The sequence below is a fragment of the Streptococcus parasanguinis genome (assembly GCF_031582885.1).
Taxonomy (GTDB): domain Bacteria; phylum Bacillota; class Bacilli; order Lactobacillales; family Streptococcaceae; genus Streptococcus; species Streptococcus parasanguinis_M.
This window is the reverse complement of the sequence record NZ_CP133988.1, coordinates 1982004-2004174: the sequence shown is the minus strand read 5'-3', so window position 1 is coordinate 2004174 and position 22171 is coordinate 1982004. Positions and strand designations below refer to the sequence as shown.

The window sequence follows — 22171 nt, the reverse complement described above, 5'->3', positions numbered from 1 at the left end:
AACTTATCTGCAAAACATCGTATAAAGCAGTAAAGCGTGATAACTGAGAAAGAGACAGGGAACAAAGGGAATCCGGTCTCTTTCTTTTTTGAGAGCAAAGAAGAGAATGCCTAAGATGGATGCGATCTGAATGAGAATGAGGATCTGGGTAGAAGAAAAGCTTAGCGAAAAGGTAGCTAGTAAGAGAAAATCTCCTGCTCCCATTCCGATAAAGAAAAAGTGAGCTCCGATTGCAAGGAGTAAAAAGACCAGCATGAGGAGATTACTACCGGATAAAAAGAGGACTAGGGCATGGAGACAGCACCAGATGACCAAGGGGTATTCCATAAAGCGAAGGTCATAGATGGCTAAAACGGCAGCTCCCAGTAGTGTTAGAAGTTGAGGCAGGGAAAGGTAACCATTGGCGCAGGCTAAAAAGAGCAGGCCACTCCAGACCTCAAAAAGGCAGTACCAAAATGGGTAGGGCTGATGACAATAGCGACAGCGAAAGCGATGCAGTAGTTGCGAGATAATGGGGATGAGGTCCCAAACTCCAAGGATGTGCTGGCAGTGATCACAATGACTGCGAGGAGCGAGAATGAATTGGTTTGGGAAACGGTCGACAACTAGTCCCAAAAAAGAGGCGATACAAGTACCGATGGTAAAAAAATAAAAGTTGATCATACTTATTTATTCGTAAAGCAAGCGGAAAATTTCATCATTTGCTTGAAAATCTTGTAAAGCCTTTCTAAATTTGATACAATAATGAACATGAAAAACCTGTATGATGTTCAACAATTTTTAAAACGTTTTGGAATCATCATTTACGTAGGGAAGCGCCTCTATGACATCGAATTGATGAAAATTGAGCTTCAACGTCTTTATGATGCAGGCCTGATGGAGCGGCTCGATTATTTAGAAGCCGATACCGTTTTAAGAAGAGAACACAAGCAAGAATTAGAATTTTTGAAAAAGAGTGAGGTAGAGTGATGGGAAATATCATTGTTTGGTTGGCTATTTTAGGAGCATTTGGATGGATGGCGTTTAATTATTTCCGCATCCGTAAAGCTGCTAAATTTGTGGATAATGCTACTTTTGAAGAGCTGATTCGTCAAGGGCAGTTGATTGACTTGCGAGAGCCAGCTGAGTTTCATGCCAAGCATATTTTAGGAGCACGCAACATTCCTTCTACTCAGTTGAAATTGAGTCTTGCAGCCTTGCGCAAAGACAAACCAATTTTGCTCTATGAGAATAGCCGTAGTTCTCGAGTAACCAATGCGGCTCTCTTTCTCAAGAAAAAAGGTTATACAGACATTTATGTCTTGTCTTATGGTCTTGATTCTTGGAATGGGAAAGTGAAAAAAGACGCTTAATAAAAAGAGCTCTAACTGCAGCAAATGTGTGGTTAGAGCTTTTTTATCTTGTTTTTTCAAGGAAATCTTTGACCCATGTGAGCTCTACCTCATTCAAAGGCCGGCTTTCGCCAGGTGCTAACTGAGGATCCAAGGTGAAGGGACCAAAAGACAAGCGTTTTAAGGTCATTACTTTGACTCCGATGGCCAAAAACATCTTTTTCACTTGGTGGTATTTTCCTTCTGAGATTCGGACCTGGGCCTTGCTGTAGCTGGGGGTACTTTCTAGAATGGTCAAGGAGGCAGGCTTACAGATAGGGCCGTCCGTGAATGAAATCCCATTCTGAAATTGCTCGATGTGGGCTGCATAAAGCGGGCCATTGACTTCTACCTCATAGACCTTCTCCACATGGTATTGAGGATGGAGCAGTTGAAAGCCTAAGGGACCATTATCTGTGAGGAGGAGCAAACCACTGGTATCGCGATCGAGGCGACCAAGCGGATAGAGATCTGGGTACTCTTGCTGAGGGTCCACTAGATCGATCACCGTTGGATGGTGGGCGTCTCTTTTAGCGGTCACAGCCCCGATTGGTTTATGGAGCATGTAGTAGTGGTGACGCGGTTCTTGAATGATTCGTTCCCCGATTTGAATCTGTTGGAGTCCAGGGTCGATGTTTTGGGATAGCTTTTGAGCTGGTAGGTGATCGACCAAGATTTGCCTTCGGGCCAGAAGTTGTTTGATGTCTTTGCGAGTGTACTGATGGTTTGCCATCAATTGATCTAATCTCATGGAAGGCTCTTTTTCTGAAATTCTTATCATCAGTGTATCATGAAAAGAAAAGGAAATCGAGTCGGAGAAAAGAAATGAGGATGAAAACATTTACAACTAGCTGAACTGTGTTTTTTAGATAGGACTGTGGTATAATTGTTCAGTTAGAAATATTATTTAAAATTTTATAGAGGAAATCATGACAAAATTAAGAGAAGATATTCGTAACGTTGCGATCATTGCCCACGTTGACCATGGTAAAACAACCTTGGTAGACGAATTGTTGAAACAATCGCACACCTTGGATGAACGTAAAGAATTGCAAGAACGTGCAATGGACTCAAACGATCTTGAAAAAGAACGTGGGATCACGATCCTTGCTAAAAATACAGCCGTTGCTTATAACGGAACTCGAATCAATATCATGGACACACCAGGACACGCGGACTTTGGTGGAGAAGTGGAACGGATCATGAAAATGGTCGATGGGGTTGTACTGGTCGTAGATGCCTACGAAGGAACCATGCCTCAGACGCGTTTCGTATTGAAAAAAGCCTTGGAACAAGATCTTGTTCCGATCGTTGTTGTCAATAAAATCGATAAACCATCTGCTCGTCCAGAAGAAGTTGTAGACGAAGTTCTTGAACTGTTCATCGAATTAGGTGCGGATGATGACCAATTGGAATTCCCAGTTGTTTATGCATCAGCGATCAACGGAACCTCTTCACTTTCAGATGATCCAGCTGATCAAGAGCACACAATGGCACCGATCTTTGATACCATCATTGATCACATCCCAGCTCCAGTTGATAACTCAGATGAGCCTCTTCAATTCCAAGTATCCCTGCTTGATTACAACGACTTCGTTGGACGTATCGGTATCGGACGTGTCTTCCGTGGTACTGTAAAAGTTGGGGACCAAGTAACCCTTTCTAAATTGGATGGAACGACTAAGAACTTCCGTGTTACCAAACTCTTTGGTTTCTTTGGTTTAGAACGTCGTGAAATTCAAGAGGCTAAAGCGGGTGACTTGATTGCTATCTCTGGTATGGAAGATATCTTCGTTGGAGAAACCATCACACCGACAGACGCAGTTGAAGCTCTTCCAATCCTTCACATCGATGAGCCAACGCTTCAAATGACCTTCTTGGTCAACAACTCACCATTTGCTGGTCGCGAAGGGAAATGGGTAACCTCACGTAAAGTCGAAGAACGCTTGCAAGCGGAATTGCAAACAGACGTCTCTCTTCGTGTTGACCCAACTGACTCACCTGATAAATGGACAGTTTCAGGACGTGGGGAATTGCACTTGTCTATCTTGATCGAAACCATGCGTCGTGAAGGATACGAATTGCAAGTATCTCGTCCAGAAGTTATTATCAAGGAAATTGATGGTGTCCAATGTGAACCATTTGAGCGCGTGCAAATCGACACACCAGAAGAATACCAAGGATCTGTTATCCAAAGCCTTTCTGAACGTAAGGGTGAAATGTTGGATATGATCTCAACTGGTAACGGTCAAACTCGTTTGGTCTTCCTTGTTCCAGCGCGTGGGTTGATTGGATACTCAACAGAGTTCTTGTCAATGACACGTGGTTACGGAATCATGAACCACACCTTTGATCAATACTTGCCAGTGATTCCAGGAGAAATCGGTGGACGTCACCGTGGTGCTCTTGTTTCAATCGATAACGGAAAAGCAACCACTTACTCTATTATGTCTATCGAAGAACGTGGTACGATCTTTGTCAATCCAGGTACAGAAGTTTACGAAGGAATGATCATTGGTGAAAACTCTCGTGAGAACGACTTGACCGTAAACATTACGAAAGCAAAACAAATGACCAACGTTCGTTCCGCTACTAAGGACCAAACAGCGGTTATCAAGACTCCTCGTATCTTGACCTTGGAAGAATCTCTTGAGTTCTTGAACGACGATGAGTACATGGAAGTAACACCGGAATCTATCCGTTTGCGGAAACAAATCTTGAACAAAGCAGAACGCGAAAAAGCAAATAAAAAGAAAAAATCAGCAGCTGCTGAATAATATGGAGAGAAAGGAGAAACAAAATGGTCTATTTTATCTTAGGGATTTTGATTCTCCTTTTTTACCTTTTTATGACCCCCAAAAGTATTCGTGGTACCTTAAACAGTGTCACAATGGTGGTCTTGATCGTCTCCATTATCGTACTGACTTGTCTGGCCATTTTTCAGATATTCCAACTACCGTCTGAGTTTTTTGTCGGTGCCTTTCTCGCCTTTGTTGGCTACCTGGCTTTGGTGGATATTTCCAAAATGACGACCAAACAGAAAAAATAAACGCTGACGTGATTTTTAAAGCCCTTTGGGCTTTTTAATTTTGCTAAAAAAAGGTAAAATAGAGAGTGATAAAAATGGAGCGAAGAAATCATGAAATTTGTGAAACAATTTGAAAATAAAAAGGTTCTTGTATTAGGTTTGGCGAAGTCAGGCGAGTCAGCTGCCCGTTTGTTGGATCGCTTAGGAGCGATTGTGACCGTCAATGATGGCAAACCTTTTGAAGAAAATCCAGCAGCACAAAGTTTACTGGAAGAAGGGATTAAAGTTGTGACAGGAGGTCACCCTCTGGAATTGTTGGATGAAGACTTTGCAGTCATGGTCAAAAATCCAGGAATCCCTTATTCTAATCCAATGGTTGAAAAAGCGCTTGAAAAAGGCATTCCAGTCCTCACTGAAGTGGAATTGGCCTATCTGATTTCGGATGCGCCAATTATTGGGATTACAGGATCAAACGGAAAAACGACGACGACAACCATGATCGGGGAAGTCTTGACGGCTGCCGGCCAAGGTGGTCTATTGTCTGGGAATATCGGTTTTCCAGCTAGTCAAGTTGCACAAACAGCAACAGAAAAGGATGTTTTGGTCATGGAATTGTCTTCTTTCCAATTGATGGGAATTGAAGCCTTCCATCCAGAGATTGCAGTGATTACCAACCTCATGCCAACCCATATCGACTACCATGGTTCTTTTGAAAATTATGTAGCTGCCAAATGGAATCTTCAAAAGAATATGACAGAAAAAGATGTCATTGTATTAAACTTCAACCAAGACCTGGCTAAGGAACTGGCTACAAAAACCAAGGCAAGGGTCCTTCCATTTTCTACAATCGAAAAAGTGGACGGTGCTTATTTGGAAGATGGACTTCTCAAGTTTAAGGGAGAAGCTGTCATGCGTGCCGATGAACTGGGTGTTCCAGGAAGCCACAATGTAGAAAATGCCTTGGCAACGATTGCTGTTGCAAAAGTCCGGGGAGTAGAGAATGAGGTCATTAAAGAAACCTTGTCAGCCTTTGGGGGCGTTAAACACCGTCTACAATATGTAGATGAGATTCAAGGTGTCAAATTCTACAATGACAGTAAATCGACCAATATTTTAGCGACACAAAAAGCTCTTTCTGGTTTTGATAACAGCAAGGTTATCTTGATTGCAGGGGGGCTCGATCGTGGCAATGAATTTGATGAATTGGTACCTCACATTGCAGGTCTAAAGGAAATGGTGATTCTCGGGGAATCAGCTCCTCGAGTGAAACGTGCAGCAGATAAAGCGGGTGTTTCATATGTCGATGCGACAGATGTGGCAGATGCTGCAAAGAAAGCTTTCGACTTAGCTAGTCCTGGAGATGTTGTGCTCTTAAGTCCTGCCAATGCCAGCTGGGATATGTATCCGAATTTTGAAGTGCGTGGGGATGAATTCCTTGCTACAGTAAAAGGGTTGAAATAAGATGAAAAAAATAATGTTTACTGGTGGGGGAACCGTGGGACATGTGACCCTTAATCTCCTCTTGATTCCAAAATTTATCGAAGATGGATGGGAAGTTCATTATATTGGGGACAAAAAAGGAATCGAATACCAAGAGATCAAAAAGTCTGGATTAGAGGTACGATTCCATTCGATTGCAACGGGGAAATTGCGTCGCTATTTCTCTTTCCAAAATATGATGGATGTTTTCAAGGTAGCTTGGGGAACACTCCAATCCATAGCGATCCTGCTCCGTGTGCGCCCACAAGTTCTCTTCTCAAAAGGGGGATTTGTCTCTGTGCCACCAGTGATTGCGGCCCGACTCACGCGTGTTCCTGTCTATATCCATGAGTCCGATCTCTCGATGGGATTGGCCAATAAAATTGCTTATAAATTCGCTACCAAGATGTACACGACTTTTGAGCAAGCTCATGGTTTAACAAAGAGTGCGCATATCGGTGCGGTAACCAAGGTTACAGATCATATTCCGACAACTTCTGAAGAATTAGACGAAAAAACAAAAGGTTTCCGAAAAGATTTGCCGATCCTTCTCTTTGTCGGAGGATCTGCTGGTGCGCGTGTCTTTAATGAATTTGTGACAGAGCATCAAGCAGAGCTCTTGCAGCACTACAATATCATCAATTTGACGGGCGATTCAACATTGAATCAGGCTGAGGGTGGTTTGTATCGAGTGGATTATGTAACCGATCAGTATTTGCCAATGCTCCAGAAGGCTGATTTAGTGGTGACTAGAGGTGGGGCCAATACCTTGTTTGAACTCTTGGCCATGAACAAACTCCACCTGATCGTACCGCTAGGAAAAGAAGCTAGCCGTGGCGATCAGATTGAAAATGCCCAATATTTTGTGGATAAAGGTTATGCAGAGCAATTGCAGGAAGATCAATTGACCCTCGAAACCTTTAATGAAACCATTCAAGAAATGTTGAAGCAAAGCCAAGTCTACCACCAAGCAATGGAAAAATCGACAGAACTCCTTTCACTAGACGATTTTTATGGCCTGCTTCAAAAAGATATCAGTAAGGGAAAAGATGACGGACGACAATAAAAAAACGCCAACGGATGACAAAATTACAGAATTGTCAGCCTGGCAAAAAAGAAACAAAGAATATTTAGAAAAAAAAGCGCTTGAAAAAGCGGAAGAAGCTGAAACAGAGGAAACTGAAAGCGAAGAAGCAAAAGAAGACGAAGACCTTTCAGAAAAAGAGACAGCTTCCGTCTCAGAGGAAGAATCTGAAGAAATAGAAGAGTCTGAAGAGGAAGATGAATCTGAGGCCGAAGAGGATCCAGATGCGGATGGAGAAAGTTCAGAAGGAGAAGAAGTTGATCCGGCTAAAGAGGAGCTAGATCCTTCAGAGAAACAAGAGAAAAAGCCTTCATTCTTTAAAGGCTTAAAGACGAAAAAGCCAAAGAAGGAACCGACAGTGGCAAAACGCCATATCTATCGTGCCCTTCCGGTTATCGGAATCAGCTCGCTTGTCGCCCTTCTCTCCATCTATTTTTTAAGTCCCTTGTCCACACAGAAAGTGATTGAATTTTCAGGGAACAAGGCGGTTGACCAGCAACTCTTGTATGAAAAAAGTCGCATCAAAGAAGAAGATTATACTCTGACGACTTTCCTTCATAAATCGGTCTATGAACAAAATATGAAAACGGCTAGTCCATGGATCAAAGAGGTTCACATGCATTATCAATTCCCGGTGACCTTTAAAGTCAATATCGTGGAACACAAAGTGGTTGCCTATTATGTGACCGGAGAAGACCACTATCCAGTATTGGAAAATGGAGAAGTCGTTGAGACAGTAACTCCAGCTTCGGAATTGCCGTCCTCCTATATTAGTTTAAAATTCTCAGATCGAGAATTAGTTAGACAATTTGTCCAAGAAATGAAGTCTATTTCTTCTTCCATTACGGATAAAATTGTTTCGGTTGATCTGACACCGAGCAAGGTCACCAAGGATCTGGTGACCATCACCATGAAAAACGATAATAAAATCTTGGTGCCTGTTTCCCAAATTACCCGCAAGCTTCCTTACTATAAGGCGATCAGTAAGAAATTAGACGATGATTCGACTATCGATATGGAGGCTGGAGTCTTCAGTTATAGTGAACAATCCATCGCAGATGCCAAAGAGCAAGCTGAGAAAGAAAAGGCTGAAAGTACAGAAAATCAGAATGAACATTCTGAGGAAGCAAGCCAAGAACAGAATCAAGAACAGAATCCAGAAGGGGAGAATTCTTCTGGGAATGAGTAAAGCCCATAAATTATCTCAAATAATTGAAGAAAAAATGTCCATTTTAGGCTTCTTTGTGATATAATGAAGTTTGGATAGTTCCAACTAAAAGGGCTATAAATAGATGTAAAGTGAAAACAAATAAAGAGAGAGGACTGGTGTAATGGCTAGAGACGGCTTTTTTACAGGTTTAGATATCGGTACTAGTTCAATAAAAGTATTGGTGGCAGAACATGTCAATGGAGAAATGAATGTAATTGGAGTCAGCAATGCAAAAAGTGCTGGCGTCAAAGATGGAATTATAGTAGATATCGAAGCTGCTTCAAATGCAATTAAAAATGCAATCAGCCAAGCTGAAGAAAAAGCAGGGATTTCAATCAATCTAGTCAATGTTGGGTTGCCTGCAAATTTACTACAAATCGAAGCAACTCAAGGAATGATTCCAGTCACAAGTGATTCAAAAGAAATCACAGATGCAGATGTTGAAAATGTTGTCAAATCTGCACTCACAAAAAGTATGACACCGGATCGTGAAGTAATCACCTTCATTCCTGAGGAATTCACAGTTGATGGTTTCCAAGGAATCCGCGATCCACGCGGAATGATGGGGATCCGACTTGAAATGCGTGGCCTTCTTTATACAGGACCTCGTACAATCTTGCACAATTTGCGTAAAACCGTTGAACGTGCAGGCTTACAAGTTGAAAACATCATCATTTCACCGCTTGCGATGATCAAAACAGTCTTGAATGAAGGCGAACGTGAATTCGGAGCTACAGTGATCGATATGGGTGGTGGCCAAACAACGGTGGCATCTGTTCGTAGCCAAGAACTTCAATTTACAAATATCTATCAAGAAGGTGGCGATTATGTTACCAAAGATATTTCTAAAGTATTGAAAACTTCTCAAAAATTGGCGGAAGGCTTGAAGTTCAACTATGGTGAAGCCTATGTACCATCTGCTGGAAACGAAGTCTTCCATGTAGAAGTCATCGGTGAAGTAGAGCCAGTTGAAGTGACTGAGAAGTACTTAGCTGAAATCATTTCAGCACGTATCAAACACATCTTTGAGCAAATCAAACAAGACCTTGAGAGAAGACATTTGTTGGATCTTCCTGGTGGTATTGTGATTATCGGTGGAGGTGCGATCCTTCCTGGTGTTGAAGAATTGGCTCAAGAAGTCTTTGGTGTAAATGTGAAATTGTTTGTTCCAAATCAAATTGGAATTCGCAATCCAGCTTTTGCCCATGTGATTAGCTTGTCTGAATATGCAGGCAATTTGACAGATGTGGATATTATTGCTCAAGCTGCGGTTCATGGAGACGAAGTCTTGCGTCAACAACCGATTCAATTTGATCGTCCAGTGCAACCACAAGTACAACCACAACCTGCTGCTCCAGCACAACCGGTAGTACCTGCATACAATGCTGAGAAGATTGAATCTCCAGTAGATGCTCAAGAAATTCCAGCAGCAAGCAATGATAGCAAACAAGAACCAAAAACTACATTCACAGACCGAATGAAAAATTTGATCGGTAATATGTTTGATTAAGGAGTGTAAGTATTTATGACATTTTCATTTGACACAGCAGCGGCACAAGGTGCAGTAATTAAAGTAATCGGTGTCGGTGGCGGTGGCGGTAACGCCATCAATCGTATGATTGACGAAGGCGTTGCCGGTGTAGAATTCATCGCAGCTAATACAGATGTTCAAGCACTTTCAAGTGCAAAAGCTGAAACAGTTATCCAATTGGGTCCAAAATTGACTCGTGGATTGGGTGCTGGAGGTCAACCTGAAGTTGGTCGTAAGGCAGCTGAAGAAAGCGAAGAAGTGTTAACAGAAGCTTTGCAAGGTGCAGACATGGTCTTCATCACTGCAGGGATGGGTGGAGGATCTGGTACAGGTGCTGCACCAGTCATCGCTCGTATTGCCAAAGCTGTAGGTGCTTTGACAGTAGCAGTTGTAACTCGTCCATTCGGGTTTGAAGGTTCAAAACGTGGCAACTTCGCTATTGAAGGGATCAACGAACTTCGCGAACATGTAGATACATTGTTGATTATTTCTAATAACAACTTGCTTGAAATTGTAGACAAGAAGACACCGCTTCTTGAAGCTTTGAGTGAAGCAGATAACGTTCTTCGTCAAGGTGTTCAAGGGATCACCGACTTGATCACAAGTCCTGGATTGATCAACCTTGACTTTGCCGACGTGAAGACTGTTATGGAAAACAAAGGGAATGCCCTCATGGGTATTGGTGTTGGTAGCGGTGAAGAACGCGTTATCGAAGCGGCTCGTAAAGCTATTTACTCTCCACTTCTTGAAACTACAATTGATGGTGCAGAAGACGTGATCGTCAACGTAACAGGTGGTTTGGATATGACATTGATCGAAGCTGAAGAAGCTTCAGAAATTGTGAACCAAGCTGCAGGTCACGGAGTAAACATCTGGTTGGGTACATCTATTGATGAATCTCTTAAAGATGAGATCCGCGTGACGGTTGTTGCAACTGGTGTCCGTCAAGACAAGGTAGAACGTGTTAGCGGAATTGCTTCCTCACAACGTCCTTATAAAACAGGACCACGTGAACAACGCCCACAAGCTGCACCATTTGACCGTGAATTTGATTTGAAACAAGATGTTGAATTGCCAACAACTCCAAGTCGTCCAGCGGTAGAACCAAACCGTGGCTCAGCCTTTGGTGATTGGGATATTCGTCGTGAGAATATCGTTCGCCAAACTGAACCAACATCAACACATCAAGTTGATCGTTACGTAGATTCATCTTCAGATGATGATGAATTAGAAACACCACCATTCTTCCGGAATCGTTAATCATGAATCTGGTAGAGAATGCTGATCTTGTTCGGCAACAAGTAGAAACAGCAAGAAACAAAGCTAACCGTCAAGATCAAGTTAATGTGATAGCTGTCACCAAGTATGTGGATGTTGCTACAACAGAAGCACTGGTAAAAACAGGTATCCAACATATCGGTGAAAATCGTGTCGATAAATTTCTAGAAAAGTATCAAGCTCTAAACGGGTATGACCTCACTTGGCACTTGATTGGGAGCCTCCAACGGCGGAAAGTAAAAGACGTGATCAATCTCGTCGATTACTTTCATGCCTTGGATTCGGTGAAGCTGGCTCAAGAAATTCAAAAGCGAGCAGAACACCCAATCAAGTGTTTCCTCCAAGTGAACATTTCTGGTGAAGAAAGTAAGCATGGATTTGCACCCGATGAACTGGATGATGTTTTAGCGGAAATCGCACAGCTGGACAAAATTGAAATTGTTGGTTTAATGACGATGGCTCCTTTTGAGGCTAGTCAAGAAGAGTTGCAGGATATTTTTTCAAAAACTCACCAACTTCAGAAACAACTAGAAAAGAAACAATTAAAAAATATGCCTTTTTCAGAACTAAGTATGGGTATGAGTCGTGACTTTGAAGTAGCCATTGCGAACGGAGCGACTTATGTAAGAATTGGGACATCATTTTTTAAATAGGAAAGAACTATGTCATTAAAAGATAAATTTAACAACTTTATTGACTACTTCACAGAAGACGGTGAAGAAGTAGAAGTTCGCGAGGCAAAAGCAGCTGGGGCGGAAACACAACCAGTTCCACAGCCACAGCCGACTCCTCAAGTGACTTCTCCACGTCCACAGATTAGTCAAAGAGAACCAGTAAAACCAAAACCGACTCCTGTCGCACCTGTTACGACTCCAGTGTCTACAGCGGCAGTGAAGGAACCTGTTTCAACAACGAAAAATACATCTGAAAATATTACTCGCTTGCATGAACGTCAACGTGAATTGGCTGCTAATCGTGCGAATACAGATGAAAAGATTACCATTGATGTACGCTATCCCCGCAAATACGAGGAAGCGACTGAAATTGTTGATCTATTACTATCTAATGAGAGTATCTTGATTGACTTCCAATATATGACTGAAGTACAAGCACGTCGTTGTTTAGATTATTTGGATGGGGCTCGTTATGTTTTAGCAGGAAATCTTCGTCGTGTTGCAAGTACCATGTACTTGTTGACTCCAATTAATGTAGTCGTTAACATTGAAGATATCCGCCTTCCAAATGATGTGGAAGTGACAGAATTTGACTATGATATGAAACGTAATCGTTAAGATGGTTATCTTTCAATACTTATCAAATATCATTCAAATCTATTCCATCATTCTTGTCATCTATGCCTTACTATCTTGGTTCCCTGGGGCACCTCAGAGTACTCTTGGACAAATGGTTCACCGCCTAGTTGAACCATTTTTGAGCCTTTTTAGAAAGTTACCATTGCAGTTTGGGGGCTTGGATTTTACAGTTCTAGTAGCACTTTTGGTCTTGAACTTGATGAATCAGTTATTAGCCCGCTTGTTCCTATTTTTGATTGGATAGAATACGATGGGACAGACAGAGATTTACCAACATTTCAATCGCGAAGATCACGAATTCATTGATCGTTGTATTGAATTGTCTGAAAGAGTGGTGGAACGCTATTCTGTTGAGGTGACAGGTTTTTTAAACCCTCATCAGGTCACTATTTTACGAAATGTCGCGGCAAGCTACCAATTACAGGTCTTTGCTTCCAGTGATGAGCAGAAAATGGAGTATGCCAAGGTTATTGTTGCTCCGGATTATTACCAATTGGATCCAAGTGACTTTGATCTGGCCTTATTGGAAATGGTCTATGCTTCAAAATTTCATCACTTGACCCATTCCCAGGTACTGGGGACCATTGTTCACCAATTAGGTGTGGAGCGCAAGTCCTTTGGAGATATTCTGACGAGTGAAGGAAAGATCCAAGTGTTTGTTGAACAGCGCTTTGTTGCCTATTTCATGGATCACATCCAGAAAATTTCTCGGGTACCTGTTAAGCTGAGGGAAGTTCCTCTCTCTGAACAAATGATCGTAGAGGAAGAAAGCCAGCAGCGAGATATTCTCGTGTCGAGTTATCGGTTAGACAAGGTGATTGCTGGGACCTTCAAGCTTTCGCGCTCACAAGCTAGTCAGTTGATTAGTTCTGGTCTAGTGAAAGTTAACTATGCGACGACTTCCAATGTTAGCTATGCTGTAGGTCTGAATGATTTAGTCAGTGTTCGACGCTTTGGGCGTCTTAAAATTGTTTCTGAAAATGGTATTTCAAAGAGTGGAAAATATAAAGTAACTGTTGAAGTACTCTTAAGTAAAAAATGAGGAGGAGTTATGGCTCTTACTGCTTTAGAAATTAAAGATAAAACTTTTGGCGTTAAATTTAGAGGGTATGATGCGAACGAAGTAGAAGAATTTCTAGATATCGTTGTTCGCGATTATGAAGATCTTGTTCGTTTAAATCATGATCAAGAAGCAAAAATTCAAGCTCTTGAAGAACGCTTAAACTATTTTGATGAAATGAAAGATTCATTGAGTCAATCTGTTTTGATTGCACAAGATACTGCTGAACGTGTGAAACAAGCAGCTAACGAACGTTCTGAAAATATTGTTCGTCAAGCTGAACAAGATGCACAACACTTAGTAGATGAAGCAAAACAAAAAGCAAATGAAATCCTTCGTCATGCAACGGATAATGCCAAGAAGGTTGCCGTTGAAACAGAGGAATTGAAGAACAAGACACGCGTCTTCCATCAACGTTTGAAATCAACCATCGAAAGCCAATTGAGCATTATCGATACACCTGAATGGGATGAAATTCTTCGTCCAACAGCTATGTACATTCAAACAAGTGATGAAGCTTTCCGTGAAATTGTGGAGAAAGCTTTGGGTGAATCTGTTCACCATCATCATGCAGAAGATGATAACATTGATTTGACTCGTCAATTCTCTCCAGCTGAAATCGAAGAATTACAAAAACGCATCGAAGCTGCTAATTTAGAATTAGGTGCAACACAAGCGTTTGAAGGTTTGAATGAAAAAGTTCAATCCGCTTTAGAAGAAGCAGAACACGCTCGTCATGAAAATGAGGAAGTCGTTGCGGTTGAAGAAACTGTTCAACCAGAAGATGATGCAAATCGTGAATCTGTCAATATTTTATAATTTTGTAAAAACAGGTCCATTAATGATAGGTCTAGCGAGCAGATGATGGTGGAAGATCTGCACTCCCTCTTAATGGATGATCCTTTTACAGTATTCGTTCTGAACCCTTGAGTAAGAACGGACGTTTCCCTCGTTACGGGATGAGAGGAGAAGGTCGTTTGCGACTTCTCGAACAAAGGTGGTACCACGAGCAATCGTCCTTTTTAGGATGCTCGTGTTTTTTTTATAGCTTTTAAATCAATAAGGAGACACAATGAAACTCAAAGAAACATTGAATCTTGGGAAAACAGCTTTTCCAATGCGGGCTGGGCTTCCAACGAAAGAACCAGTTTGGCAAAAAGAATGGGAAGATGCAAAATTGTATCAACGCCGTCAAGAGTTGAATGAAGGAAAACCGCATTTTACCCTTCATGATGGCCCTCCCTATGCCAACGGAAATATCCACGTAGGACATGCCATGAACAAGATTTCAAAAGATATCATTGTTCGTTCTAAGTCTATGTCAGGTTTTTACGCCCCTTATATTCCAGGTTGGGATACCCATGGTTTGCCAATTGAGCAAGTCTTGGCTAAACAAGGTGTGAAACGTAAAGAAATGGACTTGGTTGAGTACCTAAAACTCTGCCGTGAATACGCTCTTTCTCAAGTAGATAAACAACGCGAAGACTTTAAACGCTTAGGTGTTTCGGGTGATTGGGATCATCCTTATGTCACCTTGACGCCTGACTATGAAGCAGCACAAATTCGTGTCTTCGGTGAAATGGCCAATAAAGGCTATATCTATCGTGGAGCTAAACCAGTTTACTGGTCTTGGTCTTCTGAATCAGCCCTTGCTGAAGCAGAGATTGAATACCATGATTTGGTATCAACTTCTCTTTACTATGCTAACAAAGTTAAAGATGGCCAAGGTATTCTAGATACAGATACTTACATCGTTGTCTGGACAACAACTCCATTTACTGTTACAGCTTCTCGCGGTTTGACGGTTGGTGCAGAGTTTGATTATGTCGTAGTGAAACCTGCTGGATCTGATCGTAAATATGTCGTAGCATCTGAGCTTTTGTCAAGCCTTTCTGAAAAATTCGGTTGGGAAAATGTTGAAGTCCTTGCGACTTACCAAGGGAAAGAATTGAACAATATTATCACAGAGCACCCATGGGATACGGAAGTTGATGAATTGGTGATCCTTGGTGAGCATGTAACCCTTGATTCAGGTACCGGTATCGTCCATACGGCTCCTGGTTTTGGTGAGGATGACTACAATGTAGGGATTGCAAATGGTCTCGAAGTAGCCGTTACGGTTAACGAACGCGGTATTATGATGGAGAATGCTGGTCCTGATTTTGCAGGTCAGTTCTACGACAAGGTTGTACCAACTGTTATTGAGAAACTTGGCGATTTGCTTCTTGCTCAAGAAGAAATCTCTCATTCCTACCCATTTGACTGGCGTACGAAAAAACCAATCATCTGGCGTGCCGTGCCACAATGGTTTGCTTCTGTATCAAAATTCCGCCAAGAAATATTGGATGAAATTGAAAAAGTAAAATTCCACTCAGAATGGGGGAAAGTCCGTCTTTACAACATGATTCGTGACCGTGGTGACTGGGTGATCTCTCGTCAACGTGCATGGGGAGTTCCACTTCCAATCTTCTATGCAGAAGATGGAACGCCGATCATGACAGCTGAAACCATCGAACATGTGGCTCAACTCTTTGAAGAGCATGGTTCTATCATCTGGTGGCAGCGTGAAGCGAAAGAACTCTTGCCAGAAGGATTTACGCATCCAGGTTCACCAAATGGCGAATTTACAAAAGAAACAGATATCATGGACGTCTGGTTTGACTCAGGTTCATCATGGAATGGGGTTGTAGTGAATCGTCCAGAACTCAAATACCCAGCTGATCTTTACCTTGAAGGTTCAGACCAGTACCGTGGTTGGTTCAACTCATCTCTTATCACATCTGTGGCGAACCATGGTGTCGCACCATACAAACAAATCTTGTCTCAAGGTTTTGCTTTGGATGGGAAAGGTGAGAAGATGTCTAAGTCTCTTGGAAATACCATTGCTCCAAGCGATGTTGAAAAGCAATTTGGTGCCGAAATCTTGCGTCTCTGGGTAACTAGTGTAGATTCAAGCAATGACGTGCGTATCTCAATGGATATCTTGAGCCAAGTGTCTGAGACTTACCGTAAGATCCGGAATACTCTTCGTTTCTTGATTGCCAACACTTCTGACTTTAATCCAGCTGAGGATGCAGTTGCTTATGACGAGCTTCGTTCAGTGGACAAGTACATGACCATTCGCTTTAACCAGCTTGTCAAGACCATTCGTGATGCTTATGAAAACTTTGAGTTCTTGACGATCTACAAGGCGCTTGTTAACTTTATCAACGTTGACTTGTCAGCCTTCTACCTGGATTTTGCCAAGGATGTTGTTTACATCGAAGGAGCTAAATCCCTCGAACGCCGTCAAATGCAAACGGTCTTCTATGACATCCTTGTGAAAATCACCAAACTCTTGACACCAATCCTTCCTCACACTGCTGAAGAAATCTGGTCATATCTTGAGTTTGAAGCCGAAGATTTTGTTCAATTGTCAGAATTACCAGAAGCAGAAACGTTTGCCAACCAAGAAGAAATCTTGGATACATGGTCAGCCTTCATGGACTTCCGTGGTCAAGCGCAAAAAGCCTTGGAAGAAGCGCGGAATGAAAAAGTGATCGGTAAATCACTCGAAGCTCATTTGACAGTTTATCCAAATGAAGTTGTGAAAACACTTCTTGGAGCTGTTGATAGCAATGTTGCCCAACTCTTGATTGTTTCTGAGTTGACTATCGCAGAAGGCCCAGCTCCAGAAGGTGCAGTGACCTTTGAAGATGTAGCCTTCACGGTTGAACGTGCCGCTGGTGAAGTTTGTGACCGTTGCCGTCGCATCGATCCAACAACTGCAGAACGCCACTACCACGCAACCATCTGTGATCACTGTGCAAGCATTGTCGAAGAGAACTTTGCGGACGCAGTCGCAGAAGGATTTGAAGCAAAATAAAAGCCATTAAAAGAAGTTCCATAAAGGAACTTCTTTTTTAATGGCTAGAATAGTGTAGAGATTCATGCATTAAGGAAAGAAAAAAGTAAGGCAAATTGGCCTTACTTTGTAATTGGAAAGGAAATTTCAATTAGTTTATCGGAGTAGAGGGTTTTAATAGCGGATTGGTCAATGATTTGAAGATCAATCTTACTTTTTAAAAAGAACTCACGAATTTTTTCTACTTCAGTTTCACGAATAGCTCGGTGTTTGTTACTGATCAATAATTCATAGTGTGTTGGGGCCTGTGTAAAAACGACATCAGTATTGCCCGCGGAATAAACCTCGACAAGCAAGGCGTCAGTGCTGGCAAGTTGGCTTTTGACCAGTGCAGCATGACTATTTGTGGTATTAATGAGCTTCATATGAGTTCCTCCTAACCTCTATCTTCATTTATTATAGCACTTTTTTATTTTTTGTGAAAGAATTCCTTTATTTTTTGTGGGTATTTTTCCACTGTTCAATGCCCCATTTATGACTGCCACGTTTGAGTTTTTCAATAGCTTCATCTACAGGAAACCAAGCAAGATTGTTAAAATCTTCCAGTGGTTTTTGAGCCTCTGTATAGTCTACCACTTCATAAATATAGGCAGGATTGTAGTAGTAGGTGTCGCGATGACTGGAATAGAAATACTCATCTGCTTGGCCATAGTATTGCCCTAAAATAGCGGTAAAGCCTAATTCTTCGATCAGTTCCCGTTTCAGAGCTTGCAAGTGATCTTCACCCGCCTCAATTTCCCCGCCAGGTAAGAACCAAGCCCCATTTGGAGCTTGAACGAGGATGATCTGATCCTTGTCCTTATTGGGAATAACAGCGTAGACACCATAGCGATTGACGTAGGTCACATCTTGTTTTTTTTCACCAAAACTTGGAATGGTCATGGTTTTCTCTTTTCTTATTTTTTCATCATTATATCATATTTTTTAGCAAAAATCTGGAGGGAAAAAAGAAAGAGACTGGGACAAAAGTCCTAGCCTCTCAATTATTTTTGGATTGTCGAGCAAGACGCAGTGGTTGAGTGGGCTCTACTACGCTGATTTCATCAGCTTTTACAGCCCTACTCAACTGTGCGGAGGTGGGACGACGAAATCGAATTCTAACGAATTACCGATTTCTGTCCCACTCTCTGAATGTACATTTACTGATTATGCTTCTGACTTCTTTTCAGCCGTCTTGTGAACTGCTTTGATGCTAATATTCCCATTGCTGGTCATGACTGCTTTGAGTTGTTTCTCACTTGGATGTTCCAGGTAATAATCGGTAATGGCATCTTCGATATGGTCTTGGATGGTACGACGGAGTGGGCGGGCCCCCATTTTTGGATCGTATCCCAGATCGACCAATTTTTCTTTGATCTTCTCTGTCACATCCAGATGAATCTCATTTTGTGCGAGACGTTGATTGACTTCATCGAGCATGAGGGTAACGATTTGGAGAAGGTTTTCTTTTGATAGAGGTTGGAATTCAATGATGCCATCAAAACGGTTCATGAATTCAGGGCTAAAGAAGTTCCCGAGTTCTCCAAGTACAGAGTTGGTTCGACCTTCGCGAGCAGCTCCAAAACCAACATTGGCCTCAGCTTTGCCAGTTCCAGCATTAGAGGTCATGATGATAATGGTATCTTTGAAGCTAACGGTACGGCCTTGACCATCTGTCAAACGGCCATCATCTAAGACTTGCAAGAACATGTGCATGACATCTGGATGGGCTTTTTCCACTTCATCCAATAACACGAGGGAGTAAGGATTGCGACGGACCTTTTCCGTTAGTTGTCCAGCTTCATCGTAGCCAACATAGCCTGGAGGAGCTCCGACTAGTTTCGCTACGCTATGTTTTTCCATGTATTCGCTCATGTCAAAGCGGATCATATTGTCTGCAGAGCCAAAGAGCTCGATCGCCAATTGTTTAGACAATTCGGTCTTTCCGACACCGGTTGGTCCGACAAAGAGGAAGCTTCCGATCGGACGGTTAGGAGATCCTAGGCCGACACGATTGCGTCGAATGGCTTTCGCGATTTTATCTACTGCATCGTCTTGACCAATCACATGAGCTTTCAAATCAGAAGCCAGATTGATCAATTGAGACTGTTCTTTTTCTTTCAAATCACCAACAGGAATATTGGTCTTTTGTTCAACGATGTGTTCAATCGTTTTTTCGCTGATGACAGGGGTCTCTTGATCGGTGACATGTTGACCTTGCATTTCCTTGTATTTCGCGATTTGGTCACGGAAGTAGGCTGCTTTTTCAAAGTCTTCTTCACGTGTTGCTTGGGCTTTGAGGTTTTCCGCTTCAATCAAGCGTTGGTCGATCACTTTTGGATCCACAAAGTTTAGGGTCAGGTTCATCTTAGACCCCGCTTCATCCAACAAATCAATGGCCTTGTCTGGCAGGAAGCGATCTTGGATATAGCGGTTTGAAAGAATAGCTGCCGCTTCGATGGCCCCGTCTGTATAGTGGACGTGGTGGTAGTCTTCGTATTTTTTCTGGATGCCCTTGAGGATGGTGATGGTTTCTTCAACCGTTGGTTCATCGACCTTAACGGGCTGCATCCGACGTTCCAAGGCCGCATCTTTTTCAATGATACGGTATTCATTGAGGGTAGTAGCCCCAACTAATTGGAGTTCTCCTCGCGCTAAGGCTGGTTTGAGGATATTTCCAGCGTCCATATTGCCCTCACCAGCTGATCCTGCGCCAACGATTTCATGGATTTCGTCGATAAACAGAATAACATCTTCGCGTTGACGAATTTCATCCATTAATTTTTGCATGCGTTCTTCGAATTGACCACGGATGCCTGTGCCCTGAACGAGGCTGACGACGTCTAGGCGGATGACTTCTTTTCCTTGCAATTTATGTGGAACGTCGCCATCGACGATTTTTTGAGCCAGGCCTTCCACTACGGCAGTTTTTCCGACCCCAGGCTCTCCAATCAGAACCGGGTTGTTCTTGGTTCGACGGTTGAGGATTTCGATGACACGGATAATCTCCTCGTCACGGCCAATGACAGGGTCAATATCCCCTTTGCGGGCAATTTCTGTGACATTGATGCCGAACTCTTCTAACAGTCCTTTTGGCTTTTGAGGGCGTGCTTGACGAGGGTCTTGACCACCACCACGGTTATTGTTTTGGCCGTAGCCGCCACCTCCATAACTGCCTCCGGATTGAGTTGGAGGGGTTTGAGGTTCTTGCGGACTTTGGAAGTTTCCAAGGTTATTGAAGAAATCTTCAAAAGGATCTCCAGTGAGTTGGCTCCGTTGGGTCATGCCTTTCAAGAAGCTGTTATTTGGGTCTGTTTTCATAATTTTATAGCAATTTTGACAGAGGTCTACTTGCTGCTGACGTCCATTTACATTTGTATATAAATGGATGGTTGATTCATTTATTTTACAATTTTGACAAAGCATATACATACCTCACAGTAGGTTTTTAATGGTTTTCCATCAAGAGACAAGCCTATTTTTAAAAGGTCAAAAATAGTCAAAGATTTATAGTTTCATTATATCAGTATTCTAGAAGTTTGCAAGAATTTGCTACGGAATGTCGCTAAGGATTGAAGAAAGAGCAAATCAATGGAAAAATGTGAATTTTTATTGGAAGAGCTTTCTCTTTTATGATAAAATAGGAGAGTAGAAAGTAAAGAGGAGAAATAAAATGGAATCACATTTAGTACGGATTATCAACCGTTTGGAGACGATGACAAAAGACGGTGGAAACTTGAAACGTAATTTTGAACGTGACGGTGTTGTTGTCGCTGAAGTAGCCTACAACCACAATGAAGAAGAAGGTTCAACCTTTACACTTCGTGATGTTGAAGCGCGTGAAACCTATACATTTGATAGCATTGATTTAATTGCAATGGAAATTTATGAATTGCTTTACTAAGCAGCTGTGTGGATGAGTTTGGGGTGGTCTCAAGCTCATTTTTTGTCCATCTGGCTATAGTTTTCGTCTATAAGAAATTCTAATTAGGAACAGTTAGGTTTGAGAGTTGAAATCTGCTATAATAGAGAGGACTATTTTCATTACTTGACTAGAAAGAGAATTGACATGACGACAATCATTGATGGGAAGGCGCTCGCTACAAAATTACAGGGTGAGATTGCGAAGAAAACAGCACGATTAAAAGAAGAGACAGGAGTTGTGCCTGGCCTCGTTGTCATCGTAGTAGGAGATAATCCAGCTAGCAAAATCTATGTAAGAAATAAAGAGCGTTCTGCTATTGCGGCAGGCTTTCGGAGTGAAGTGAGACGACTTCCTGAAAGCATTAGCCAGGCTGAATTATTAGAAGTGATCGAACACTACAATCAAGATCCCCTTTGGCATGGGATTTTGGTGCAGTTGCCACTGCCTAAGCATATCGACGCGGATGCAGTCCTTTTAGCCATTGATCCGACAAAAGATGTGGATGGCTTTCATCCATTGAATATGGGGCGCTTGTGGGCTGGAAATCCGATTATGGTGCCTTCAACTCCCGCTGGCATCATGGAGATGTTCAAAGAGTACGGGATTGATCTAGAAGGGAAGCGAGCAGTCGTGATTGGTCGTTCCAATATCGTTGGAAAACCCATGGCGCAGTTGCTCCTCGCCAAAAATGCGACGGTAACCTTGACCCATTCTCGGACCCATCATCTGCCTAAAATTGCTAGAAGAGCAGATATCTTGGTTGTTGCGATCGGTCGTGCGAAATTTGTAACAGCAGACTTCGTGAAAGAAGGCGCCGTCGTCATTGACGTCGGGATGAATCGCGATGAGAATGGCAAATTGTGTGGGGATGTCGATTTTGACTCTGTTGCACCTTTGGCCAGTCATATTACCCCGGTACCAGGAGGGGTTGGGCCTATGACTGTCACCATGCTGATGGAGCAGACCTACGAAGCAGCTGTTCGTGCCTTAAAAAAATGAAAGTGTGAACA

The 22171-nt window shown here is 42.4% G+C and carries 22 protein-coding genes; 17 read left to right on the top strand and 5 right to left on the bottom strand.

Annotated elements, in window-relative coordinates; genetic code table 11:
- Positions 1-3: 3 nt before the first annotated feature.
- Positions 4-663, bottom strand: coding sequence for a prepilin peptidase (locus RDV49_RS09670; RefSeq protein WP_003005926.1), 660 nt, complete (start codon positions 661-663; stop codon positions 4-6).
- Positions 664-750: 87 nt separating this feature from the next.
- On the opposite strand from RDV49_RS09670, the gene RDV49_RS09665 reads away from it, so the two are divergent.
- A complete protein-coding gene (locus RDV49_RS09665) occupies positions 751-969 on the top strand; it encodes a YqgQ family protein (protein ID WP_003017930.1) in 219 nt (72 codons plus the stop codon).
- Positions 969-1352 (top strand): rhodanese-like domain-containing protein, encoded by a 384-nt coding sequence (locus RDV49_RS09660; protein ID WP_003005932.1) that lies wholly within the window; start codon positions 969-971, stop codon positions 1350-1352. The genes RDV49_RS09665 and RDV49_RS09660 overlap by 1 nt, the downstream gene beginning before the upstream one ends.
- Before the next feature lie 43 nt (positions 1353-1395).
- On the opposite strand, the gene RDV49_RS09655 is transcribed toward RDV49_RS09660, so the two are convergent.
- Positions 1396-2121, bottom strand: coding sequence for a 16S rRNA pseudouridine(516) synthase (locus RDV49_RS09655; protein ID WP_037607786.1), 726 nt, complete (start codon positions 2119-2121; stop codon positions 1396-1398).
- Between the two features lie 178 nt (positions 2122-2299).
- Here RDV49_RS09655 and typA point away from each other — a divergent pair, with 178 nt between their 5' ends.
- The 13 genes from typA to ileS all read left to right on the top strand — a co-directional run bounded on the left by typA (position 2300) and on the right by ileS (position 17218).
- Entirely contained in the window at positions 2300-4147 is a 1848-nt protein-coding gene (typA, locus tag RDV49_RS09650; protein WP_003005937.1) for a translational GTPase TypA, read from the top strand.
- A gap of 23 nt (positions 4148-4170) precedes the next feature.
- Positions 4171-4419: a DUF3165 family protein gene (locus tag RDV49_RS09645; protein ID WP_004219693.1), complete on the top strand. Its 249-nt coding sequence runs from the start codon at positions 4171-4173 to the stop codon at positions 4417-4419.
- A 90-nt stretch (positions 4420-4509) separates the two neighbouring features.
- Positions 4510-5859 (top strand): UDP-N-acetylmuramoyl-L-alanine--D-glutamate ligase, encoded by a 1350-nt coding sequence (murD, locus tag RDV49_RS09640; RefSeq protein ID WP_003005944.1) that lies wholly within the window; start codon positions 4510-4512, stop codon positions 5857-5859.
- Between the two features lies 1 nt (position 5860).
- Positions 5861-6943: a UDP-N-acetylglucosamine--N-acetylmuramyl-(pentapeptide) pyrophosphoryl-undecaprenol N-acetylglucosamine transferase gene (locus RDV49_RS09635; RefSeq protein ID WP_310744354.1), complete on the top strand. Its 1083-nt coding sequence runs from the start codon at positions 5861-5863 to the stop codon at positions 6941-6943.
- A complete protein-coding gene (locus tag RDV49_RS09630) occupies positions 6927-8150 on the top strand; it encodes a cell division protein FtsQ/DivIB (protein ID WP_003005950.1) in 1224 nt (407 codons plus the stop codon). The genes RDV49_RS09635 and RDV49_RS09630 overlap by 17 nt, the downstream gene beginning before the upstream one ends.
- A 142-nt stretch (positions 8151-8292) precedes the next feature.
- Positions 8293-9681 carry a cell division protein FtsA gene (gene ftsA / locus RDV49_RS09625; RefSeq protein ID WP_003005953.1) on the top strand — a complete coding sequence of 463 codons (1389 nt, stop codon included), beginning with the start codon at positions 8293-8295 and terminating at the stop codon, positions 9679-9681.
- A gap of 15 nt (positions 9682-9696) precedes the next feature.
- Positions 9697-10962 carry a cell division protein FtsZ gene (ftsZ, locus tag RDV49_RS09620; protein ID WP_003005955.1) on the top strand — a complete coding sequence of 422 codons (1266 nt, stop codon included), beginning with the start codon at positions 9697-9699 and terminating at the stop codon, positions 10960-10962.
- A 2-nt stretch (positions 10963-10964) separates the two neighbouring features.
- The gene (locus tag RDV49_RS09615; protein WP_003005959.1) at positions 10965-11633 is read left to right on the top strand and encodes a YggS family pyridoxal phosphate-dependent enzyme; all 669 of its coding nucleotides are present in this window, start codon (positions 10965-10967) and stop codon (positions 11631-11633) included.
- A 9-nt stretch (positions 11634-11642) separates the two neighbouring features.
- Entirely contained in the window at positions 11643-12272 is a 630-nt protein-coding gene (locus RDV49_RS09610) for a cell division protein SepF (protein WP_003005962.1), read from the top strand.
- A 1-nt stretch (position 12273) separates the two neighbouring features.
- Positions 12274-12537, top strand: a complete 264-nt coding sequence (locus RDV49_RS09605; RefSeq protein WP_003005966.1) for a YggT family protein — start codon at positions 12274-12276, stop codon at positions 12535-12537.
- Between the two features lie 6 nt (positions 12538-12543).
- A complete protein-coding gene (locus tag RDV49_RS09600; protein ID WP_003005968.1) occupies positions 12544-13335 on the top strand; it encodes a YlmH family RNA-binding protein in 792 nt (263 codons plus the stop codon).
- 9 nt (positions 13336-13344) lie between these two features.
- Complete coding sequence (locus RDV49_RS09595) at positions 13345-14172, top strand: DivIVA domain-containing protein (RefSeq protein ID WP_003005971.1); 828 nt, start codon at positions 13345-13347, stop codon at positions 14170-14172.
- A gap of 253 nt (positions 14173-14425) precedes the next feature.
- Positions 14426-17218, top strand: a complete 2793-nt coding sequence (gene ileS / locus RDV49_RS09590; protein WP_003005974.1) for an isoleucine--tRNA ligase — start codon at positions 14426-14428, stop codon at positions 17216-17218.
- 101 nt (positions 17219-17319) lie between these two features.
- Here ileS and RDV49_RS09585 read toward each other — a convergent pair whose 3' ends face one another.
- The 3 genes from RDV49_RS09585 to RDV49_RS09575 all read right to left on the bottom strand — a co-directional run bounded on the left by RDV49_RS09585 (position 17320) and on the right by RDV49_RS09575 (position 20662).
- Entirely contained in the window at positions 17320-17622 is a 303-nt protein-coding gene (locus tag RDV49_RS09585) for a DUF1827 family protein (RefSeq protein ID WP_003005978.1), read from the bottom strand.
- A gap of 67 nt (positions 17623-17689) precedes the next feature.
- Positions 17690-18139: an NUDIX hydrolase gene (locus RDV49_RS09580; protein ID WP_003005981.1), complete on the bottom strand. Its 450-nt coding sequence runs from the start codon at positions 18137-18139 to the stop codon at positions 17690-17692.
- Positions 18140-18403: 264 nt separating this feature from the next.
- Positions 18404-20662 (bottom strand): ATP-dependent Clp protease ATP-binding subunit, encoded by a 2259-nt coding sequence (locus tag RDV49_RS09575; protein WP_037607789.1) that lies wholly within the window; start codon positions 20660-20662, stop codon positions 18404-18406.
- A gap of 247 nt (positions 20663-20909) precedes the next feature.
- Here RDV49_RS09575 and RDV49_RS09570 point away from each other — a divergent pair, with 247 nt between their 5' ends.
- Positions 20910-21140, top strand: a complete 231-nt coding sequence (locus tag RDV49_RS09570) for a DUF1797 family protein (protein ID WP_003005989.1) — start codon at positions 20910-20912, stop codon at positions 21138-21140.
- A 165-nt stretch (positions 21141-21305) separates the two neighbouring features.
- The gene (locus RDV49_RS09565) at positions 21306-22160 is read left to right on the top strand and encodes a bifunctional methylenetetrahydrofolate dehydrogenase/methenyltetrahydrofolate cyclohydrolase (RefSeq protein WP_003005994.1); all 855 of its coding nucleotides are present in this window, start codon (positions 21306-21308) and stop codon (positions 22158-22160) included.
- Positions 22161-22171: the final 11 nt, after the last annotated feature.

What these genes read in the sequence shown, in the direction of transcription:
- RDV49_RS09630 (WP_003005950.1), top strand. Translation starts at nt 6,927, where the DNA reads ATGACGGACGACAATAAAAAAACGCCAACGGATGACAAAATTACAGAA.
- RDV49_RS09595 (WP_003005971.1), top strand. Translation starts at nt 13,345, where the DNA reads ATGGCTCTTACTGCTTTAGAAATTAAAGATAAAACTTTTGGCGTTAAA.
- murD (WP_003005944.1), top strand. Translation starts at nt 4,510, where the DNA reads ATGAAATTTGTGAAACAATTTGAAAATAAAAAGGTTCTTGTATTAGGT.
- ftsZ (WP_003005955.1), top strand. Translation starts at nt 9,697, where the DNA reads ATGACATTTTCATTTGACACAGCAGCGGCACAAGGTGCAGTAATTAAA.
- RDV49_RS09575 (WP_037607789.1), bottom strand. Translation starts at nt 20,662, where the DNA reads ATGCTTTGTCAAAATTGTAAAATAAATGAATCAACCATCCATTTATAT.
- RDV49_RS09585 (WP_003005978.1), bottom strand. Translation starts at nt 17,622, where the DNA reads ATGAAGCTCATTAATACCACAAATAGTCATGCTGCACTGGTCAAAAGC.
- RDV49_RS09565 (WP_003005994.1), top strand. Translation starts at nt 21,306, where the DNA reads ATGACGACAATCATTGATGGGAAGGCGCTCGCTACAAAATTACAGGGT.
- RDV49_RS09660 (WP_003005932.1), top strand. Translation starts at nt 969, where the DNA reads ATGGGAAATATCATTGTTTGGTTGGCTATTTTAGGAGCATTTGGATGG.
- ileS (WP_003005974.1), top strand. Translation starts at nt 14,426, where the DNA reads ATGAAACTCAAAGAAACATTGAATCTTGGGAAAACAGCTTTTCCAATG.
- RDV49_RS09570 (WP_003005989.1), top strand. Translation starts at nt 20,910, where the DNA reads ATGGAATCACATTTAGTACGGATTATCAACCGTTTGGAGACGATGACA.
- RDV49_RS09605 (WP_003005966.1), top strand. Translation starts at nt 12,274, where the DNA reads ATGGTTATCTTTCAATACTTATCAAATATCATTCAAATCTATTCCATC.
- RDV49_RS09600 (WP_003005968.1), top strand. Translation starts at nt 12,544, where the DNA reads ATGGGACAGACAGAGATTTACCAACATTTCAATCGCGAAGATCACGAA.
- RDV49_RS09645 (WP_004219693.1), top strand. Translation starts at nt 4,171, where the DNA reads ATGGTCTATTTTATCTTAGGGATTTTGATTCTCCTTTTTTACCTTTTT.
- RDV49_RS09615 (WP_003005959.1), top strand. Translation starts at nt 10,965, where the DNA reads ATGAATCTGGTAGAGAATGCTGATCTTGTTCGGCAACAAGTAGAAACA.
- typA (WP_003005937.1), top strand. Translation starts at nt 2,300, where the DNA reads ATGACAAAATTAAGAGAAGATATTCGTAACGTTGCGATCATTGCCCAC.
- RDV49_RS09580 (WP_003005981.1), bottom strand. Translation starts at nt 18,139, where the DNA reads ATGACCATTCCAAGTTTTGGTGAAAAAAAACAAGATGTGACCTACGTC.
- RDV49_RS09610 (WP_003005962.1), top strand. Translation starts at nt 11,643, where the DNA reads ATGTCATTAAAAGATAAATTTAACAACTTTATTGACTACTTCACAGAA.
- RDV49_RS09655 (WP_037607786.1), bottom strand. Translation starts at nt 2,121, where the DNA reads ATGAGATTAGATCAATTGATGGCAAACCATCAGTACACTCGCAAAGAC.
- ftsA (WP_003005953.1), top strand. Translation starts at nt 8,293, where the DNA reads ATGGCTAGAGACGGCTTTTTTACAGGTTTAGATATCGGTACTAGTTCA.
- RDV49_RS09635 (WP_310744354.1), top strand. Translation starts at nt 5,861, where the DNA reads ATGAAAAAAATAATGTTTACTGGTGGGGGAACCGTGGGACATGTGACC.
- RDV49_RS09670 (WP_003005926.1), bottom strand. Translation starts at nt 663, where the DNA reads ATGATCAACTTTTATTTTTTTACCATCGGTACTTGTATCGCCTCTTTT.
- RDV49_RS09665 (WP_003017930.1), top strand. Translation starts at nt 751, where the DNA reads ATGAAAAACCTGTATGATGTTCAACAATTTTTAAAACGTTTTGGAATC.